At 58.6% G+C, this 19,774-nt stretch carries 14 protein-coding genes; 8 read left to right on the top strand and 6 right to left on the bottom strand.

The window, feature by feature from the left end; genetic code table 11:
- The first annotated feature begins 9 nt into the window (after window positions 1-9).
- Window positions 10-948, top strand: coding sequence for an aspartyl/asparaginyl beta-hydroxylase domain-containing protein (locus DQN55_RS15085; protein ID WP_048382952.1), 939 nt, complete (start codon window positions 10-12; stop codon window positions 946-948).
- Window positions 949-1,287: 339 nt separating this feature from the next.
- On the top strand, window positions 1,288-2,151 hold the full coding sequence (locus tag DQN55_RS15080) for a DMT family transporter (RefSeq protein ID WP_048382953.1): 864 nt from the start codon (window positions 1,288-1,290) through the stop codon (window positions 2,149-2,151).
- A gap of 203 nt (window positions 2,152-2,354) precedes the next feature.
- Here the strand turns inward: DQN55_RS15080 and DQN55_RS15075 are convergent, their stop codons facing one another.
- Window positions 2,355-3,254 (bottom strand): DMT family transporter, encoded by a 900-nt coding sequence (locus tag DQN55_RS15075; RefSeq protein WP_048382954.1) that lies wholly within the window; start codon window positions 3,252-3,254, stop codon window positions 2,355-2,357.
- Window positions 3,255-3,398: 144 nt separating this feature from the next.
- Between DQN55_RS15075 and aceK the strand changes: the two genes are divergently transcribed.
- From aceK to DQN55_RS15060, 3 genes are all read left to right on the top strand, one after another.
- A complete protein-coding gene (gene aceK / locus DQN55_RS15070) occupies window positions 3,399-5,108 on the top strand; it encodes a bifunctional isocitrate dehydrogenase kinase/phosphatase (RefSeq protein WP_048382955.1) in 1,710 nt (569 codons plus the stop codon).
- A gap of 87 nt (window positions 5,109-5,195) precedes the next feature.
- Window positions 5,196-9,107: an ATP-dependent RNA helicase HrpA gene (hrpA, locus tag DQN55_RS15065; RefSeq protein ID WP_048382956.1), complete on the top strand. Its 3,912-nt coding sequence runs from the start codon at window positions 5,196-5,198 to the stop codon at window positions 9,105-9,107.
- Window positions 9,108-9,327: 220 nt separating this feature from the next.
- Window positions 9,328-10,449 (top strand): beta-ketoacyl-ACP synthase III, encoded by a 1,122-nt coding sequence (locus DQN55_RS15060; protein ID WP_048382957.1) that lies wholly within the window; start codon window positions 9,328-9,330, stop codon window positions 10,447-10,449.
- A gap of 89 nt (window positions 10,450-10,538) precedes the next feature.
- Here DQN55_RS15060 and DQN55_RS15055 read toward each other — a convergent pair whose 3' ends face one another.
- A complete protein-coding gene (locus DQN55_RS15055) occupies window positions 10,539-11,735 on the bottom strand; it encodes a putative porin (protein ID WP_074702967.1) in 1,197 nt (398 codons plus the stop codon).
- Between the two features lie 325 nt (window positions 11,736-12,060).
- Between DQN55_RS15055 and DQN55_RS15050 the strand changes: the two genes are divergently transcribed.
- Window positions 12,061-13,185 carry a GNAT family N-acetyltransferase gene (locus tag DQN55_RS15050; protein WP_048382959.1) on the top strand — a complete coding sequence of 375 codons (1,125 nt, stop codon included), beginning with the start codon at window positions 12,061-12,063 and terminating at the stop codon, window positions 13,183-13,185.
- Between the two features lie 18 nt (window positions 13,186-13,203).
- Here DQN55_RS15050 and aqpZ read toward each other — a convergent pair whose 3' ends face one another.
- The 4 genes from aqpZ to DQN55_RS15030 all read right to left on the bottom strand — a co-directional run bounded on the left by aqpZ (window position 13,204) and on the right by DQN55_RS15030 (window position 17,674).
- Window positions 13,204-13,902, bottom strand: a complete 699-nt coding sequence (aqpZ, locus tag DQN55_RS15045) for an aquaporin Z (protein WP_048382960.1) — start codon at window positions 13,900-13,902, stop codon at window positions 13,204-13,206.
- Between the two features lie 200 nt (window positions 13,903-14,102).
- Complete coding sequence (locus DQN55_RS15040) at window positions 14,103-15,935, bottom strand: ABC transporter ATP-binding protein (protein WP_048382961.1); 1,833 nt, start codon at window positions 15,933-15,935, stop codon at window positions 14,103-14,105.
- Between the two features lie 84 nt (window positions 15,936-16,019).
- On the bottom strand, window positions 16,020-16,589 hold the full coding sequence (locus DQN55_RS15035) for a peptidylprolyl isomerase (protein WP_048382962.1): 570 nt from the start codon (window positions 16,587-16,589) through the stop codon (window positions 16,020-16,022).
- Between the two features lie 161 nt (window positions 16,590-16,750).
- Window positions 16,751-17,674 (bottom strand): LysR family transcriptional regulator, encoded by a 924-nt coding sequence (locus DQN55_RS15030; RefSeq protein WP_048382963.1) that lies wholly within the window; start codon window positions 17,672-17,674, stop codon window positions 16,751-16,753.
- A gap of 224 nt (window positions 17,675-17,898) precedes the next feature.
- Between DQN55_RS15030 and DQN55_RS15025 the strand changes: the two genes are divergently transcribed.
- Window positions 17,899-18,498, top strand: coding sequence for an FMN-dependent NADH-azoreductase (locus DQN55_RS15025; RefSeq protein WP_048382964.1), 600 nt, complete (start codon window positions 17,899-17,901; stop codon window positions 18,496-18,498).
- A 260-nt stretch (window positions 18,499-18,758) separates the two neighbouring features.
- Window positions 18,759-19,622: a carboxylate/amino acid/amine transporter gene (locus DQN55_RS15020; protein ID WP_048382965.1), complete on the top strand. Its 864-nt coding sequence runs from the start codon at window positions 18,759-18,761 to the stop codon at window positions 19,620-19,622.
- Window positions 19,623-19,774: the final 152 nt, after the last annotated feature.

Raw genomic sequence — 19,774 nt, 5'->3', positions numbered from 1 at the left:
AGTTGTTGCATGACCTTATCCTTCGCCATCAAGGCAGGGCTGATACTGCTGTTTGTCGGCAGCATCCTGTACGTGCATTTGCGCGGCAAGGCGCGCTTGCCGGTATTACGCCAGTTCGTCAACCACTCCGCATTCTTCGCGCCCTACAATGCCTTGATGTACCTGTTCTCGGGTGTCCCGTCCAAACCTTATCTGGACCGCAGCAAATTCCCTGAGCTGGACGTCCTCAAGGACAACTGGCAGGCGATCCGCGAAGAGGCTATGCACCTGTTCGATGAAGGCTATATTCGCGCCGCCGAAAAGAATAATGACGCCGGTTTCGGTTCTTTTTTCAAGAAGGGCTGGAAGCGCTTTTACCTCAAGTGGTACGACAAGGCCCTGCCTTCGGCTGAGTTGCTGTGCCCAAAAACCGTTGAACTGGTCAACAGCATCCCTAACGTCAAGGGTGCAATGTTCGCCCTGTTGCCAGGGGGCAGCCACCTCAATCCGCACCGCGATCCTTTTGCCGGTTCCCTGCGTTACCACCTGGGCTTGTCGACCCCCAACTCCGACGCCTGCCGTATCTTCGTCGATGGCGAGGAATATGCCTGGCGCGACGGTCAGGATGTGATGTTCGATGAGACCTACGTGCACTGGGTCAAGAACGAAACCGACATCACCCGTGTCATTCTGTTCTGCGATGTGGAACGTCCACTGACCAGTCGCCTGATGACCCGCATCAATCGCTGGGTCAGTGCTCAGTTGGGCAAGGCGACGGCTCCGCAAAACCTCGATGACGAGCGCGTCGGCGGGATCAACAAGGCGTATGCCTGGAGCAAAACCTTCAGCGACCGCTTCAGTGGCGTGGTCAAGCAATGGAAGCGTCGTCACCCCAAACTGTATCGTGTGGCGCGCCCGGTGCTGGCGGTGATCGTACTGGTGCTGCTGTGGCGCTGGTTGTTCGGTTAAGTTGTTGCAATTTGTGTTGAGCGCTGTTTATAGTTGGCGCTCAATGAGCCTGGTGCTCACGTCCTTATCTTCAAGAAAGATCAGCACATGCCACTTTCCCTTATCCACGGTACCGTCAAATCAGCAGTCTCTGCTGGTGTTGTGCCGTGCGGGATCCAGCAGCCTGTGCAGATCAGTCACTATCCCCCTCCTGTCAGCAGCACCGTGGTGTACGTCGTCGTATCGCCACCGGGTGTTGTTACGGGCTGAGCTGATCATTCAGCTGCCCGTACCCGTCTGAAAAATACTGAACTTCAGCCCCGGCTGAGTTGGCTTTTTGTCTGATGACAGGTGTTGTCCATGTTTTCCATTTCTAAAGAGTCCGCATTGGCGGCTGCTTCCACGAGCCTGTTTGTACTGCTGTGGAGCAGTGGCGCCATTTTCTCCAAATGGGGGCTGGCTCATGCTTCGCCCTTTGCCTTTCTGCTGATCCGCTTTGCCATTGCCCTGTTGGCACTGCTGCTGTTAACCCCTTTGATGAAATTCAAACGGCCTCGCAGCCTCCACACCCTGGGATATGCGCTGTTAACCGGGGTTGTGCTGCTCGGCGCCTATCAGATTTTTTACATACTGGCCCTGGACCTCAAGGTCACGCCGGGAGTGATGGCGACCGTGATGGGGGTGCAGCCGATTTTGACGGCGGTGATCATGGAGCGCCGCCATTCATGGAGTCGCTCCCTGGGGCTGGTGCTGGGGCTGACCGGGTTGATTCTGGTGGTGTATCAGGGGATCGGACTGGCGGGCCTGTCGTGGCTCGGAATGCTCTTTGCGGTGCTGGCGCTGGCCAGCATGACGCTGGGCACCTTGATGCAGAAGCGCATCACTGAGAACCCGTTGGGCACCTTGCCTTTGCAATATCTGGCCGGTTTGTTGGCGTGCGGTGTGTTTGTGCCGTTCCAGCCGTTTCATTTCGAGCACAGCGTCGGCTTTGTCGTACCGGTGTTATGGATGGGGCTGGTGGTGTCGGTGCTGGCGACCTTATTGCTGTACCGGATGATCGCCAAAGGCAATCTGGTGAATGTCACCAGCCTGTTTTACCTGGTGCCTGCCGTGACAGCGATCATGGATTACCTGGTCTTTGGCAATAAGCTGGCAGCGTTGAGTGTGCTGGGCATGGCCATGATCATCATTGGATTGATGTTCGTGTTCCGCAAAACGGTATAGGCCGCACGCCCCGGCGGCGTAGCCGTCGTAAAGCCGGGTGTACCTGCCCGCTGGATGTGTCACGGCATTTGACGGCTCAGGACCTGAAGGCGGGCGGGTAAACCCCCGGACGCGGCCTCGCTCCGCTCGACTGCTGCTACGGATTTTGGGGGTTCTGTAGCCGCTGCCGAAGGCTGCGATGGGGTGCGCTGCACCCCCCGGTATCATGCAATCTGCTTGTCCGGCGTTGCCGGCTTTAACACCAACCACAACGCCACGGCAATCAGCAGCCCGCCATAGACATGCGCCATCGACAGCGGTTCATCCAGAAACAGGGCGCCCCAGAGCACGCCGAAAGGCGGGATCATAAAGGTCACGGTCATGGATTTGACCGGACCGATGCTGGTCAGTAAACGGAAGTACAGAATGTAGGCGAATGCCGTGCAGACAAGCCCCAGGCCCAGTAACGACAGCCAGACGCTCGCACCGCCCCAACTGGCGGGCGGTTGATTGATCAGGCTCAGCCCGAACAACGGTAATAGAAACAAGGTGGCGCCCAGCATGCTGCCCAGGGCCGAGAGTCTCGGATCAAGACCACCTTGCTGATCCAGCCAGCGGCGTGCCAGAAAGCCGGCAAAGCCATAGCAGGTGGTGGCCAGCAGGCAAGCGAGAGCCCCCATCAGCAGGTCGATGTCGAATGCCACAGGGCCGGCGCGGGTCAGGATCCCCACCCCGAGCAGCCCCAGAAATACGCCGCTCATTTTGGTCAGGGTGAGTTTTTCGCTGAAAAACAGCCCACCGATCAATACCCCCATCAACGGGGTCGTTGCGTTGAAAATCGCTGAGTAGCCGGCCGGCAGCACCAGTGCGGCCACGGAATACAACGTGGCGGGTAGTCCGGAGTTGATGACGCCGAGGATCAACACGACTTTGAATTTGCCACCGAAGTTCCAGCGCACGCGCATCAGCGCGAGGATCACCACCAGGCCGGTGGCGGCGATGGAGACCCGAAAAAAAGCAGTAGGAATGGACCCAAGAACCGGAGCGATAATCCGCATGAACAGAAAGCTGGCACCCCAAATGCCTGCCAGTGACAGCATGCGCATGATATCGACGAGTTTCACGTAGTTTCCTTGCTGGTTTAAGCGGGAGCTTGAGCCGGGCAGTGTAGGGGATGTTGCGCACATGGCAATGGTTGCGTGGTTTGACACCGGGCCACTAAGCTCAGTCGATCCACGGCTCTTCTACCGTCGTGTGGAGGTCTCACAATGCCCCAGTCCTGGCCGGCAGCAGCGATTGCACACATGATCCTCGAAGGCTTCGATGATTACCGTGAGCCGTTTCGACACATCACTGATGGCGCCCGGGCCCGTTTTGAAGGCGCATTATGGCAAGAAGCGCAGATCGCGTCGGCGGCACGGATCAACCTGTATGAGCAGAAGGTCAATCAGCTCAACCAGCGTTTGCAGGCGACATTCGCCGAAAAGGGCTTGTTGAATGCGGTGCATTGGCCGCAGGTCAAGCGTGCCTACATCAGCCTGATTGACCTGCGCTTTGACGATGAGCTGGCCGAGACCTGGTACAACTCGATCTTTTGCAGCCTGTTCAGCCATGACCTGATCAGCGACCGCTGCATGTTTATCCACACCACACGCCCGCTGCAGCGTCAGGCCCGTGCGGCGCAGACCCGCACTTATCGTCCGGCCGGTCAGTTGAGTCGCACCCTGGCGCAGATTTGCGCCGATTACGGGTTCAGTGAACCCTACGCCGATTTGCCGGGGGATTTGCGTCGACTTGAAGGGCAGCTGCGGGACAGTTTGCCGGACTGGGTCTGCAAAGACCCAGGCTTGAACCTTGAGCTGTTCTCTTCTGCGCTCTATCGAAACAAGGGAGCCTACCTCGTTGGGCGGCTCTACAACCAGGATGAGCAGTGGCCGCTGGTCATCGCGTTTGTGCACCGTGAAGGCGGGGGAATTCAGGCAGACGCGGTGATCACCGATGAAGCTGAAGTGTCGATCATTTTCTCGTTCACCCGCTCGTACTTCATGGTGGATGTACCTGTGCCGGCGGAGTTTGTCGGGTTTCTCCAGCGTATCTTGCCCGGCAAGCACATCGCCGAGCTCTATACCTCGATCGGTTTTTACAAACACGGCAAGTCCGAATTTTACCGTGCCCTGATCAACCACCTGGCCACCACTGACGACCGTTTCATCATGGCGCCAGGGGTTCGCGGCATGGTCATGACCGTGTTCACGTTGCCGGGCTTCAACACGGTATTCAAGCTGATCAAGGACCGTTTCTCGCCGTCGAAAAACATCAGCCGTGCCACGGTGATTGAAAAGTACCGGCTGGTGAAGCATGTCGATCGGGTAGGGCGCATGGCCGACACCCAGGAATTCGCAGATTTCCGCTTCCCGCTGAGCAAGTTCGCCCCTGATTGCCTGGCCGAATTGCTCGAGGTGGCCCCTTCAACAGTGGTCGTCGAGGGCGACACGCTGCTGATCCGCCATTGCTGGACCGAGCGGCGCATGACCCCGCTCAATCTGTACCTGGAGAGTGCCAGCGACGCGCAAACCCGCGAAGTGCTGGACGACTATGGGCTGGCGATCAAGCAATTGGCGGCGGCCAATATTTTCCCCGGCGACATGCTGCTGAAAAACTTCGGCGTCACCCGCCACGGCCGCGTGGTGTTCTATGACTACGACGAAATCTGTTACTTGACCGAAGCCAACTTTCGGTACATTCCGCAGCCTCGAACCCCTGAAGATGAAATGGCCAGTGAGCCCTGGTATTCCATCGGGCCGCTGGACGTGTTTCCTGAAGAGTTCCCGCCGTTCCTGTTCGCCGACGCCGGTCAGCGCCGCCTGTTCAGCGAACTGCACGGTGAGATCTACGATGCCAATTACTGGAAAGGCCTGCAGGCGGCAATTACCGCAGGCAAGGTGATTGACGTGTTTCCGTATCGGCGTAAGGGATAGGTGCTGCCTGTTCCTACAGATTCGTGCATAAGCGCTTAAATCTGCGACAATCCGGCCCCTGCATTTTTGAAGACTTTTGCGCACCTGATGACTGACGAATCGCCTGCTATCGACCAACTGTTGAAAAACCTTGATCAAGCCATGATTGCCGACCGCCACAAGTTGCGGCGTCAATTGCATGAGCTGCGCAAAAAGCCTGACGACGCCAAGTTGGCCGCATGGGCTGAACGGGTGCAGGCTTCGTGCGCGCAGGTCACGGCGCGGGCGGCGAGTGTGCCGTTGATTCGTTATGACGAAAACCTGCCGATTGCCGCCAAGCGCGATGAAATCAAGGCCGCTTTGCTCAAGCATCAGGTGCTGATTCTGGCCGGTGAGACCGGCTCGGGCAAAACCACCCAGTTGCCGAAAATCTGTCTTGAGATCGGTCGTGGGCAGCATGGCCTGATTGGCCACACACAACCCCGGCGAATCGCCGCCCGCAGTGTTGCCAGCCGGGTGGCCGAAGAACTGGCCACGCCCCTGGGCGCGCTGGTCGGGTATCAGGTGCGGTTCGAGGATCAAAGCGATTCCAATACCCTGATCAAGCTGATGACCGATGGCATCTTGCTGGCTGAAACCCAGCACGACCGCTATCTGGAGCGTTACGACACGATCATCGTCGACGAAGCCCACGAACGAAGCCTGAACATCGACTTTTTGCTGGGTTACCTGAAAATCCTGCTGCCGCGGCGCCCGGACCTGAAGGTCATCATCACCTCGGCCACCATCGATCTGGAGCGTTTTTCCAAGCACTTCAATGATGCGCCGATCGTCGAAGTCTCGGGCCGTACCTTCCCGGTCGAAACCTGGTATCGACCGCTGACCTCCGAGCAGGACGAAGAGGGCAACAGCGTCGAAGAGGACTTGAGCGTCGATCAGGCGATCATCGCCACCCTCGATGAGATCGCTGCATTTGAGCGTAGCGAGCGCAAGAGCCCGGGGGATGTGCTGGTGTTTTTGCCCGGTGAGCGGGAAATTCGCGATGCCGCCGACATGTTGCGCAAGGCGCAGCTCAAGCACACCGAAATCCTGCCTTTGTATGCGCGACTGTCGCCTGCCGAACAGCAGCGCATCTTTCAGTCGCACCCGGGGCGCCGCGTGGTACTGGCGACCAACGTGGCGGAAACCTCGCTGACCGTGCCGGGCATTCGCTATGTGATCGACAGCGGTACGGCACGGATCAGCCGTTACAGCTACCGGGCCAAGGTTCAGCGTTTGCCGATCGAGGCGATTTCCCAGGCCAGTGCCAATCAGCGTAAAGGTCGCTGCGGCCGGGTTGAGCCGGGTATTTGCGTGCGTTTGTACGCCGAAGAAGATTTCAACGGGCGTCCGGAATTTACCGACCCGGAGATCCTGCGCACCAACCTGGCGGCAGTGATCCTGCAAATGCTGCACCTGCGCCTGGGCGAGATTACAGCCTTCCCGTTTATCGAGCCGCCGGATGGCAAGGCCATCACTGACGGCTTTAATCTGCTGCAAGAGCTGTCGGCGGTAAACCGCGAGAATCAACTGACACCGCTGGGCCGCCAATTGGCCCGCTTGCCGGTTGATCCGCGGATGGGGCGCATGTTGCTGGAAGCCGCCAAACTCGGCAGCTTGCAGGAAGTGTTGATCGTCGCCAGTGCGATGTCGGTGCAAGACCCGCGGGAACGCCCGCCCGAGCGTCAGCAAGCGGCCGATCAAGCCCACGCACAATGGAAAGACGTAGACTCGGATTTCGCCGGGTTGATCAATGTCTGGCGCGGCTTTGAAGAACAGCGCCAGGCGCTGACGGCCAGCCCGCTGCGTAACTGGTGCCGCAAGAACTTTCTCAATTACCTGCGGTTGCGTGAATGGCGCGACTCTCACCGGCAATTGAGCCTGATCTGCCGCGACCTTCAGCTGACGGTCAATAAAGAGCCGGCCGATTACCCCAAGCTGCACAAGGCGGTGTTGTCAGGTTTGCTCAGTCAGATCGGGCAGAAGACCGAAGACGGCGATTACCTGGGCGCCCGCCAGCGCCGGTTCTGGATTCACCCCTCGTCTGGTCTGGGCAAAAAACGTCCGCAATGGCTGATGACCGCCGAACTGGTCGAAACCACCAAGCTGTATGCACGGATGGTGGCCAAGATCGAGCCGGACTGGATCGAGCCGCTGGCCGGGCACCTGATCAAGAAGAACCACTTTGAACCGCATTGGGAGAAGAAGCGCGGACAAGTGGTGGCTTATGAGCAAATCACCCTGTTCGGGCTGATCGTGGTGGGTCGGCGTGCAGTGCATTACGGGCCGATTGATCCTGTGCTGTCCCGCGAGCTGTTTATCCGCGAAGGGCTGGTGCGCGGCGAGATTCAGTCGCGGGCCAAATGCCTGACGGCCAATGCGCAGTTGCTGGAACAACTCGACGAGCTGGAGGCCAAGGCCCGCCGCCGTGACATCCTGGCCGACGAAGAAACCCTCTATGCGTTCTATGACGCTCGCCTGCCGGCAGAGATTCATCAGACCGCCACCTTTGACAGCTGGTACCGGGTTAACAGCCAGAAAGACCCGCAGCTGTTGATCATGCGCGAAGAGGACGTGCTGGCCCGCGAGGCCACCGAAATCACCGCCCGGCATTACCCGGACACTCTGCACCTGGGTGATCTGACCCTGGAGCTGAGCTATCACTTTGAACCCAATCACCCTCGTGACGGGGTAACGGTCAAGGTGCCAGCACCTTTGCTTTCGGTGTTGCCTCCGGAACGTCTGGAGTGGCTGGTGCCAGGCATGATTGAAGCCAAATGCATCGCTCTGGTACGCAGTTTGCCCAAAGCTTTGCGCAAAAATTTCGTGCCGGTGCCGGACTTCGTCAAAGCCGCCTTGCAGCGCCTGGAATTTGCCGAAGGCTCCTTGCCCCAGGCATTGGGCCGTGAGTTGCTGCGCATGACCGGGGCGCGAGTGAGTGACGAGGCCTGGGCGGAAGCCGCGCAGCAGGTGGAAAACCACCTGAAAATGAACCTGGAGATTGTCGACGCTGACGGCAAGTTCCTCGGTGAAGGGCGCGATCTGGCCGAGTTGACCGCGCGCTTTGCCCAAGCCAGTCAGGCCGCACTGGCGGTGCCGCAAACAGCCAGGAGTCAGCAGCCGGTCGAGGCCAAGGTATTTGCTCCGGTGGCCGAGAAAACCCAGCAGAAGATTGCCGGGTTGTCGATGACGGTCTACCCGGCGCTGGTGGAAGAGGGCAATACGGTCAAGGAAGGGCGCTTCTCGACCCCGGCCGAAGCGGAATACCAGCATCGACGTGCCTTGCAGCGGTTATTGATGCAGCAATTGGCCGAGACGGCGAAATTTCTGCGCGGTAAATTGCCGGGCATGACCGAGCTAGGGCTGCTGTATCGCGAGCTGGGTCGGGTTGAGAGTTTGGTAGAGGACATCCTGCTGGCCAGCCTCGACAGCTGCATTCTTGAAGGCGAAGCGGTGTTGCCGCGCGATGGTGCCGGCCTGGCTTCGCTGGCCGAGCGCAAACGGGGCGCCTGGACTGAACACGCCGAAAAACTGGCCAGGTTGACCCTGGATATCCTCAAGTTGTGGCACGGTCTGCAAAAGCGCTTCAAGGGCAAGATTGACCTGGCTCAGGCCGTGGCCCTGAACGACATCAAGCAACAGCTGAGCCATCTGGTTTATCCCGGTTTTGTACGGGAAACCCCGGCGGTCTGGCTCAAGGAGTTACCGCGTTATCTCAAGGCGATTGAGATGCGCCTGGAAAAACTCCCAGGACAGGTTCAAAAGGATCGGGTCTGGAGCGGCGAACTGAGCAACCTGTGGGCTCAATACCAGGCACGGGCCACCAAGCATGCCCAGGAAGGCAAGCGGGATCCGCAACTGGAGCTCTATCGCTGGTGGCTTGAGGAGTACAGGGTGTCGTTGTTCGGTCAGCAATTGGGCACCAAGGTCCCGATTTCGGATAAGCGTTTGAGCAAGCAGTGGAGTCAGGTAGACGCCTAACCACACTCGTTGGTGACAAATATCCGGTGCCCGCAGGGTGTTTGTCGCCAACAGGTGCAGATGACGCTAAAACTTGCCATTTATGGCAAACTTCGCGGCTATAACTACTTGATAGCAAGATGACTCAGGGCTTTTCATCCTTTGATCGGGGAACGGCCTTTTTATGATGTGGCACGTTTGTGCCAATATTTTCTGCCTGAACAGATATAGAGGAACGACCGTGCATAACGTCGTCATCAGCGGCACCGGCCTGTACACCCCGGCCAACAGCATTTCCAACGAAGAGCTGGTGCAGTCTTTCAATGCCTATGTGCAACAGTTCAATGCGGACAACGCGGCAGCGATCGAGGCGGGTGACCTCCAGCCTCTGGCCGAGTCCAGCGCTGCGTTCATTGAAAAAGCATCGGGCATCAAAAGCCGTTTTGTCATGGACAAGGAAGGCATCCTTGATCCGCAGCGCATGCGCCCGCGTCTGCCCCAGCGTTCAAATGATGAAATGTCGGTGCTGTGCGAAATGGCAGTGGGCGCCGCGAAGCAGGCACTCGAGCGAGCGGGCAAGACGGCTGCCGACATCGACGGCGTGATTGTGGCGTGTTCCAACCTGCAACGGCCGTATCCGGCGGTTGCCATTGAAGTGCAACAGGCACTGGGCATCCAGGGCTTTGGCTTTGACATGAACGTGGCCTGTTCTTCGGCGACCTTTGGCATTCAGACCGCCAGCAACAGCGTGCAGTTGGGTCAGGCCCGCGCCGTACTGCTGATCAGCCCTGAAGTGTGCACCGGACATTTGAATTTCCGTGACCGTGACAGCCATTTCATTTTTGGTGATGCGGCCACCGCGGTGATCGTCGAGCGCGCCGATCTGGCAACCTCCGAGCACCAGTTCGATATCGTCAGCACCAAACTGCTGACCACTTTCTCGAACAACATTCGTAACAACTTCGGCTTTCTCAACCGTGCCTCTGATGAAGCGGCCGACAGCCCGGACAAGCTGTTCGTGCAGGAAGGCCGCAAGGTGTTCCGCGATGTATGCCCGATGGTCGCCGAGCTGGTTGCCGAGCATTTGCAGGAAAACCGCATCGACGTCGCGGATGTGAAGCGCTTCTGGCTGCACCAGGCCAACCTGAGCATGAACCATTTGATCGTCAAGCGCCTGCTGGGACGTGAGGCATCGATCGAAGAGGCCCCGGTGATTCTGGATACCTACGCCAACACCAGTTCGGCAGGCTCCGTGATCGCATTCCACACCTACCAGGATGATCTGGCGAGCGGTGCGCTGGCGGTACTCAGTTCGTTTGGCGCCGGTTACTCGATCGGCAGTGTGATTTTGCGCAAGCGTTGAGTGCGGCTCGCGTTTTTTAACGCGCAAAAAAACGCAAGGCGCTGGATGGGACCAGCGCCTTGCGGGGTCTTTCCTGTAGCGATAAAGCCTTAGAACTTGGCTTCGAGATCCACCTGCAGCGTATTGATGTCCGCATCGGTACGGTCTTTTGCTGCGGTATCCGATTTGGCCATCAGGTACGCGGCGCCGACCGAGAAGTTCTTGTCGATTTCATAACCCACTTTGAACTTGTGGCCACGGGAGCCGGTATAGCCGTTGGCGACGAACTTGCCCAGCTTGGTCTTCACGCCCAGCAACCAGGCCGTGTCGCCATCGGTGGCGGCACGGTCGTTGACCACATACTGGCCATAGGCTGACACCGGCACCGGCAGGTTGCTCAGGTCGACCTGACCAAAGCCTTCATACAGACGGAACTGGGTGCTGGTGTTGCCGTTGACGGCCAGCGCGGCACGGGCTGCCGGGCTGTCATCACCGTCGAAGCTATAGATACTGCCGCCCAAGGTGACCTTCGTGCCGTCAAAGGGAGCGAAGCGCGCGCCCAGTTGACCTGCATACATGTTCAGGTCGTGCTTGAACTCCATGCCTTCGCCATCGACGTTGTCCTTGAGGATGTAGTAGCCGGCGCTACCGAACAGTTCGGTGTCGCCGCTGCCCACCGGCAACTTGTAGGTGGCAGCCAGGCCTTCTGGGTTGATGTCGCTATCCCAGATGATGTCGCCTTCGTTGACCCAGGGCTGGTTCATTTTACCGGCGATCAAATGCAGGTTTTTGATATTGGTAGGGTGCCAATCCAGATACGCCTGGTCGAGCCACAGCGATTTCTTGTTGAAGTAGTTGTCGAGGCTCTGGTTGGTCGAGCGGCGGTCGTCGCTGCTTCCGGTCGCAATACGTACACCGGCATCGACTTGCGGGTTGATTTCACTGTAGAACCCGACACGGGCGCGGACACGTCCCCGGTCCTGGTCGCTGGCGGCGCCATCCCCGTTCACATCTTCGTAACGCACACGTACGTCACCTTTGACCTGGGTCTTGGACGCCCACGCCACTTTTTGCTCGAAGGCGGTCAAGTCAGATTTTTTAACCTGATTGGCAACGGCTTCTTGCTGGGCTTGTTTCTCGCTGGCGAGCTCGGTTTGCAGCTCGGAATATTGCGCTGGAGAAATGGAACCGTTGGCTTTGAGCATTTCTAGCAGTTTGGCATCGACTGCTGCGCTGGCTGGAACACTCATGGCCAGAACAAGGCTGCCACACAGTCCCGCCGCAACCCGTGTAGAAACAAGACGCATATGAATCTCCCAGTGATGGGGTGGCGTTGACCACCCCAAAAAAAACGGCCCATTCAGGCTCAAAATTGAAACGGTCCGAGTGTGCCTACAGCGTGTTGGCAGACAGGCCACTCATAACCCTGTGTTCTAAGAAGCGGCGCCAGTATCGCGGCTGGATATGACAGAAAAATGGCGAAATGATATCAACTCTGTGACAGCTGACCGATTCACTGCCGGGTAGGGGGGCAGCGACGAGGCGGTGAGGGAGGTATCGCCAACGGCTAAGGGTTGTCAGGCCACTTGGTGCTACCATCGGCGCTCTACGCCGCGTATCCGGGGACATTCAATGCCGCTACACCGTCTGGACAGCCTGTCCGCCATCTCTGCCCAGGAATGGGATGCACTGGTGCCCGTGGCCCAGCCGTTTTTGCGGCATGCCTTCCTCACTGCGCTGGAAGACAGCGCCAGCCTGGGGCCGCATTCCGGTTGGCAGCCGGAGCATTTGTTGCACTATCAGGACGGGCAATTGCAGGCGGCCTTGCCCGGGTATCGAAAATGGCATTCTTACGGCGAATACGTCTTCGATCACGAATGGGCGCAGGCATGTGAGCGGGCGGGTATCGAGTACTACCCCAAACTGTTGATGGCCGTGCCGTTCAGCCCGGTCAGCGGTCCGCGCTTATTGGCCGCCCGTGCCGAAGACGGTCTTGAACTGCTGGCGGCCTTGCCCGGTTATCTGGAGATCGAAGGGCTGTCCAGTGCGCACATCAATTTCACCGATGCGCTGGCGGACAGTGCGCTGGCGCAACAGCCCGGCTGGTTGCAAAGGTTGGGGTGTCAGTTTCATTGGCAAAACCGTGAGTACCGCGACTTTCAGGACTTTCTCGATGCGCTGAGTTCACGCAAACGCAAGCAAATGCGTAAAGAGCGTGAACAAGTGGCGGCGCAGGGCTTTGAGTTTGAGTGGCTCGAAGGCCGGGAGGTCACTGAGGCGCAATGGGATTTTGTCTATGCCTGTTATGCCAACACCTATGCCGTGCGCCGGCAAACCCCGTACCTGACCCGTGCGTTTTTCAGTCTGCTGGCTGAGCGCATGCCCGAAGCGATTCGCGTGGTCCTGGCCAGGCAGGGGGCACGCCCGGTGGCAATGGCTTTCAGCCTGGTCGGGGGCGACAGCCTGTATGGGCGTTATTGGGGGTGTCTGGCCGAGTTTGACCGTCTGCACTTCGAGACCTGTTTCTACCAGGGCATGGATTACGCCATCGCCCAAGGGCTGCAGCGTTTTGACGCGGGGGCTCAGGGTGAGCACAAGTTGATTCGCGGTTTTGAACCGGTGATCACCCATTCATGGCATTACCTGCGGCATGCGGGCTTGAAAGCCGCGGTGGGTGATTTCCTGCAGCGTGAGCGTGTCGGGGTGTTGGCGTATGCCGACGAGGCGAGGGCGGCGCTGCCTTACCGGCAGGCCTGACCCTCGCCAGATTGTGTGTCAGTGGTCTTCTTTACCCAGCCAGCGATACGTCAACCCACCCAGCGCTGCGCCCACCAGCGGCGCCAGCCAGAATAACCACAACTGCTGAAGTGCCCAGCTGCCCATGATCACGGCGGGGCCGGTACTGCGGGCCGGGTTGACCGAGGTATTGGTGACCGGGATCGATATCAGGTGGATCAGCGTCAGTCCCAGGCCGATGGCAATCGGCGCCATTCCCGCCGGAGCGCGTTTATCGGTGGCGCCCATGATGATCAGGATGAACATCGCAGTCATAACGATTTCGCACACCAGCCCCGATATCATCGAATAACCGCCGGGTGAATGTTCTCCATAGCCGTTGGCTGCCAGTCCGCTGGCCAGTTCAAACCCGGGCTTGCCGCTGGCGATGAAATACAGCAACGCAGCGGCAATCACGCCACCCGCGACCTGGGCAATGATGTACGCGGGCAGCTCCCTGGCCGGGAAGCGTCCGCCGACCCATAACCCGAATGACACGGCGGGGTTGAGGTGACAGCCGGAAATATGGCCGATGGCGAATGCCATGGTTAGCACGGTAAGACCAAACGCCAGTGCCACGCCGAGCAAGCCGATACCGACATCAGGAAAGGCTGCAGCCAGTACCGCGCTGCCGCAACCGCCAAGTACCAACCAGAAAGTGCCTAACAACTCAGTCATCGAACGTTTTACTAAAGTCATGGGACGGCCCCGGATAGATGCTCTATCAAGCAAAGGAAGCTGCGGTGCATCCTGCAATTGACGGCAGGGCCCTCCTGGATCCTGTCGTTAATTACAGCAGCCTCCGGTGCTTTTGCCAGTGCCATGAAAACGCCAGAGCCCTTTGGTCACGGGCCCTGGCGCATTTTTTTCAGTAGAAGAACGGTCTCTGTTTTTTTGAGTTAGTCGATGCCGACAAATCCACCCGTTTGATGTTGCCATAGACGCGCATACAGCCCGCCATGAGCGAGCAATTCGGCATGGGTGCCGGTTTCGGCGATATGGCCTTTTTCCAGGACCACCAGACGATCCATCCGCGCGATGGTTGAAAGCCGGTGGGCGATGGCAATCACCGTCTTGTTTTGCATGAGGGTTTCGAGGCTCTCCTGAATCGCCGCTTCGACTTCCGAATCCAGGGCCGAGGTGGCTTCGTCCATGATCAGGATCGGCGCATTCTTGAGCAGGACCCGGGCGATGGCGATGCGCTGGCGTTGTCCGCCCGACAGCTTGACCCCGCGTTCGCCCACGTGGGCGTCAAAACCGGTTCTGCCCTGGGCATCGGACAGGTGCGGGATAAACTCGTCGGCCCGTGCCTTGCGCACGGCTTCCCACAGTTCATCATCGGTCGCGTCCGGTTTGCCATACAGCAAGTTGTCGCGGATCGAGCGGTGCAGCAGCGAGGTGTCCTGGGTAATCATGCCGATTTGCTCGCGCAGGCTCTCCTGGGTCACTTCGGCAATGTCCTGATCATCGATCAGGATGCGCCCGCCTTGCAGGTCGTACAGGCGTAACAGCAGGTTGACCAGCGTCGACTTGCCCGCGCCGGAAGGGCCGATCAGGCCGATTTTTTCACCAGGCCGGATCACCAGGTTGAGGTCGCTGATGATCCCGCTGCGTTTGCCATAGTGGAACGCGACGTGCTCGAAGCGCACTCCGCCATGCTTGACGTTCAGGCGCGGAGCCTGTTCGCGGTCAGTCACGGCGACGGGCTGGGCGATGGTCTGCAGCCCGTCTTGCACCATGCCGATGTTTTCGAAAATACCGTTGACCACCCACATGATCCAGCCCGACATGTTGACGATGCGAATCACCAGGCCTGTGGCCAGGGCAATGGCGCCGACGCTGATCAGCGACTGGCTCCACAGCCAAAGCGCGAGGCCGGTGGTGCCGACGATCAGCAGGCCGTTCATCAGCGTGATGGTGACGTCCATGCTGGTGACCACGCGTCCTGCGAGTTGGGTTTTCTCGGTTTGCTCGATGATGGCTTCACGGGCGTACTGTTGTTCGAACTGAGTATGGGCAAACAGCTTGAGCGTGGTGATGTTGGTATAGCCGTCGACGATGCGGCCCATGAGCTTTGAGCGTGCGTCGGAAGAGACCACCGAGCGCTCCTTGACCCGGGGTACGAAGTAATAGAGTGCGCCGATGTAGGCCAGGATCCAGACCAATAACGGAATCATCAGGCGCCAGTCGGCCTCGGCAAACAGCACCAGTGAACTGATGGCGTAGATCATCACGTGCCACAGGGCATCGACGGCCTGTACCGCCGAGTCACGCAACGAGTTGCCGGTTTGCATGATGCGCTGGGCGATTCGCCCGGCGAAGTCGTTTTGAAAGAAGTTCAGGCTTTGCTGAAGCACATAGCGGTGGTTCTGCCAGCGAATCATGCTGGTCATGCCCGGCGTCAGGGTCTGGTGCACCAGCAAGTCATGCAGGCCAAAGAACACCGGACGCAGCACCAGCGCCACCACGGCCATCCAGATCAGCTCGTTGCTGTGGACCTTGAAAAAGTCGCTGGCGGGAGTGTTTTGGGTCAAGTCGATCAGCGTGCTCAGGTAACTGAACAGCGCCACCTCGATCAGGGCGGCGATCAGCCCGATGACCAGCAGGGCGGCAAACAGGGGCCAGACCTGGCGCAGGTAATACAGATAAAACGCCCAAACGGAGTTGGGCGGGGCAGCACCTGGGGCTTCGCGGAAAATATCGATCAGGTTTTCAAAGCGACGATAAAGCATGGGCACTGACGCCCGCGGTGCGGGCTCTCCTTTAGTGATGTGACCGGCCTTGGCCGGTCAACGCTCCCTGCGCGACTCAGTCCATCAGTTCAGGCGCTTGGCCGACTTGATGATGACCGGGTCGATAGGCACGTTTTGCATGCCTTGTTTGGTGGTGGTCTGCGAATTGACGATCTGGTCGACCACGTCCATGCCATTCACCACTTTGGCGAATACGGCGTAGCCGGCATCACGGCCCGGATCGAGGAAGGCATTGTCGGCCACGTTGATAAAGAACTGGCTGGTGGCCGAGTTCGGGTTCGATGTACGGGCCATCGACAAGGTGCCACGTACGTTATGCAAACCGTTGCTGGCTTCGTTCTTGATCGGATCGCGGGTAGGTTTTTGCACCATCTGCGCGGTGAAACCGCCACCCTGGACCATGAAGCCCGGGATCACACGGTGAAAAATGGTGTTCTTGTAGAAGCCGCTGTCGACGTATTCCAGGAAATTTTTGCTGCTGATCGGGGCTTTCACCGGATCCAGTTCGATTTCGATTTTGCCGAAGCTGGTGTCCAGCTCAACACGCGGAGCTTGAGTGCTGGCAGGTGTTGCAGCCAGAACGTTGGCTGCAAAGAACAGGGCGCCAGCGGCGAGGGCAATTTTTTTGAGCATGGTTCAGGGGTCCTGGAAAAGTGGGTGACGGTTCAATGTCACGCAAACAGTGGTCAAAACTGTATTGAGGCAATGCCCGGGTCACCTGTGCGAGTGCAGGTGTTCACGGGCGGCGGGTGTTGGACAGGATATTCTTCAATCGGGTTCCTGCCCACCGCTGTTCACGCTTGCAACGGGGCCGCAAAAGGCGCATCGAGCGGCGCAGTGTCGAAGGTACGCAGCAGTTCGACCAGGATTTGCGTGGCCGGGCCCAGAGGCTTGTCCTTGTTGGAGTACAAGTAGAACAAGGGGTGACGGCTGCCGCCCTGATTCAATGGCAGCAGTTTGAGTACACCCTCCTTGAGTTCCCGCTCGATCATGTGCCGTGGCAACCAGGCAAAGCCGAGTCCGCTTCCGACAAAAGCGGCTGCAGTGGCCAGGCTGCCGACGGTCCAGCGCTGTTCGGCGCCCAGCCAGCCCATGTCGCGAGGTTGTTGCCGACCGGAGTCGCGGATCACCACTTGCAGCTGGCTTTCGAGATCCTGGAAGTGCAGTTCGCGCTGCAGGCGGTGCAGCGCATGATCGGGATGAGCGACAGCGACAAACTCCACATCGCTCAGTTCGGTGCCCAGATAGCCGGGAATATTGAAACTGCTGATGGCCAGGTCAGCGATCCCTTCAAGCAAGACTTCTTCTACACCGGAGAGCACCTCTTCACGCAGACGTACGCGGCAACCGCGGCTTTGCGGCATGAATGCGGTCAGGGCGCGTACCAGTCGGGCATTGGGATACGCCGCATCGACCACCAGGCGGACTTCGGCTTCCCAGCCTTGTTCCATGTGATGAGCGAGGTCTTCCAGCTGGCTGGCTTGCTTTACCAGCTGTCTGGAGCGGCGCAGCAACACGCCGCCGGCTTCGGTGAGTACGGCCTTGCGTCCGTCTATACGCAGCAACGGCACGCCGAGCTGGTCTTGCATGCGGGCAACGGTGTAGCTGACAGACGATTGCGAGCGATGCAGCACTTCGGCAGCCTGGGCAAAGCCTCCATGGTCGACTACTGCCTGCAAGGTGCGCCATTGATCAAGGGTCACGCGGGGCGCTTTCACGATGAATTCCTCTGGAGGGGGATAGCCGGTCGATTGGTGGGTTACACCGGCTATCCCGCAAAAGTGTTGAGGGTGCGGCATGGACGAATGCTCGCACCCTTGGCAGGATAAATAAACAGGTTTATAGATAGGTTACAGCAGATAATTGCGCTTTTTCATCGAAGCAATGCCCTATAACCTTTTATCCATCGCCTTACAGCATCTCTAGATGGAGCCTACACACCATGTCTAATGTTCTGATCATTGAAAGCAGTGCCCGTCAGCAGGATTCATTTTCCCGACAGTTGACCGAGCAGTTCATCAGCCAGTGGCGTGAAGTGCATCCCGCAGACCTGATCACTGTTCGCGACCTGGCGGTAAACCCGATCCCGCATCTCGACGCTAACCTCCTGGGCGGCTGGATGAAGCCCGAGGCGCAGCGCAGTGCTGCCGAACAGTCTTCGCTGCAGCGCTCCAATGAATTGACCGATGAGCTGCTGGCCGCCGATGTTCTGGTCATGGCTGCACCGATGTACAACTTTGCAATCCCCAGCACCCTCAAAGCCTGGCTTGATCATGTGCTGCGTGCCGGCGTCACGTTCAAATACACCGAGACCGGCCCTCAAGGGCTGCTGGCCGGCAAAAAAGCCTACGTGCTGACGGCCCGTGGCGGAATCTATGCGGGCAGTGCTGCGGATCACCAGGAACCGTACCTGCGTCAGGTCATGGCATTCATCGGGATTCACGACGTGACCTTTATCCATGCCGAAGGCATGAATCTGGGCGGAGACTTCCAGGAAAAAGGTTTGAACCAGGCCAGGGCCCAGTTATCTGCAGTCGCCTAGTCTGTTAATCGACAGATAATCAGCAGCAGGTTTAATCGCTTCATTGCTCCTTCAAGCATGCGGTTCGCGCATCGAACCTCCCTTTGCACTTTCTTGAGTGCTCGTACCCGATCAGCCATTGCGCCGGATCGGGTTTTTTTTGCCCGGGATTCACGGGGTGATGGCGTGGCTCACTGAAAAACCGCTAAGGTCGCGCACATTCTTACTGGCTCATAGGTGGTTTCTACCGTGAGCGGTGTCGACTTCTGGGCGAGAGATTCATGGGTTATCTATTATTTGTCACTTTGATTCAGGCGTTTTCCTTCAGCCTGATTGGCGAGTACCTGGCGGGGCACGTCGATAGCTACTTTGCGGTGCTGGTGCGCGTGGTACTGGCGGGGCTGGTATTTATCCCGCTGACACGCTGGCGTCAGGTCGAGCCCGGATTCATGCGCGGCATGCTGTTGATTGGCGCCTTGCAGTTCGGGATCACCTACGTGTGCCTGTACTTGAGCTTTCGCGTACTTACAGTGCCGGAGGTGTTGCTGTTTACCATCCTGACGCCGCTGCACGTGACCTTGATCGAAGATGCGCTGAACCGGCGCTTCAATCCCTGGGCGCTGGTGGCGGCCCTGGTGGCGGTCATGGGGGCGGCCGTCATCCGTTTCGACAGCATCAGCCCGGACTTCTTCAAAGGGTTTCTGCTGCTGCAACTGGCCAACTTCACCTATGCCGCAGGGCAGGTCATGTACAAGCATCTGGTGGCCCGCTACCCAAGTGATCTGCCGCATTATCGACGCTTTGGTTACTTTTACCTCGGCGCACTGGCGGTTGTCTTGCCGGCATTCCTGTTGTTCGGCAAGGCGCACTTCTTGCCTGATGCGCCGGTGCAATGGGCTGTGCTGGTGTTTCTGGGGCTGGTCTCTACAGCGCTGGGGATGTACTGGTGGAACAAGGGCGCCTGTCTGGTCAGCGGCGGTACCCTGGCGGTGATGAACAACTTGCATGTCCCGGTGGGATTGTTGCTCAACTTGCTGATATGGAATCAACACGAGCCTTTGGGGCGGCTGTTTTTGGGTGGGCTGGGGATTCTGGCTGCCGTGTGGATCAGTCGCCTGGATCGCAAGGGCGGGTTATTGCGATAAGTGCTGAAAAAACGGGCTTTAGGTGCATGGGGAATAACCAGGGGGGGAAGGCGAGGACTCTGATGATACTGGTCGGCGCGAGCCTCACTTGACTAGACCTGAGGGCCGGGGCGAGCTAACGTCTCAACGACCTATCCACCGCCTCAAGGGAG

Origin of the sequence: Pseudomonas taetrolens (assembly GCF_900475285.1) — a bacterium.
In the GTDB taxonomy this organism is placed as follows: Bacteria; Pseudomonadota; Gammaproteobacteria; order Pseudomonadales; family Pseudomonadaceae; genus Aquipseudomonas; species Aquipseudomonas taetrolens.
This window is presented reverse-complemented; position numbering and strand designations above follow the sequence as displayed.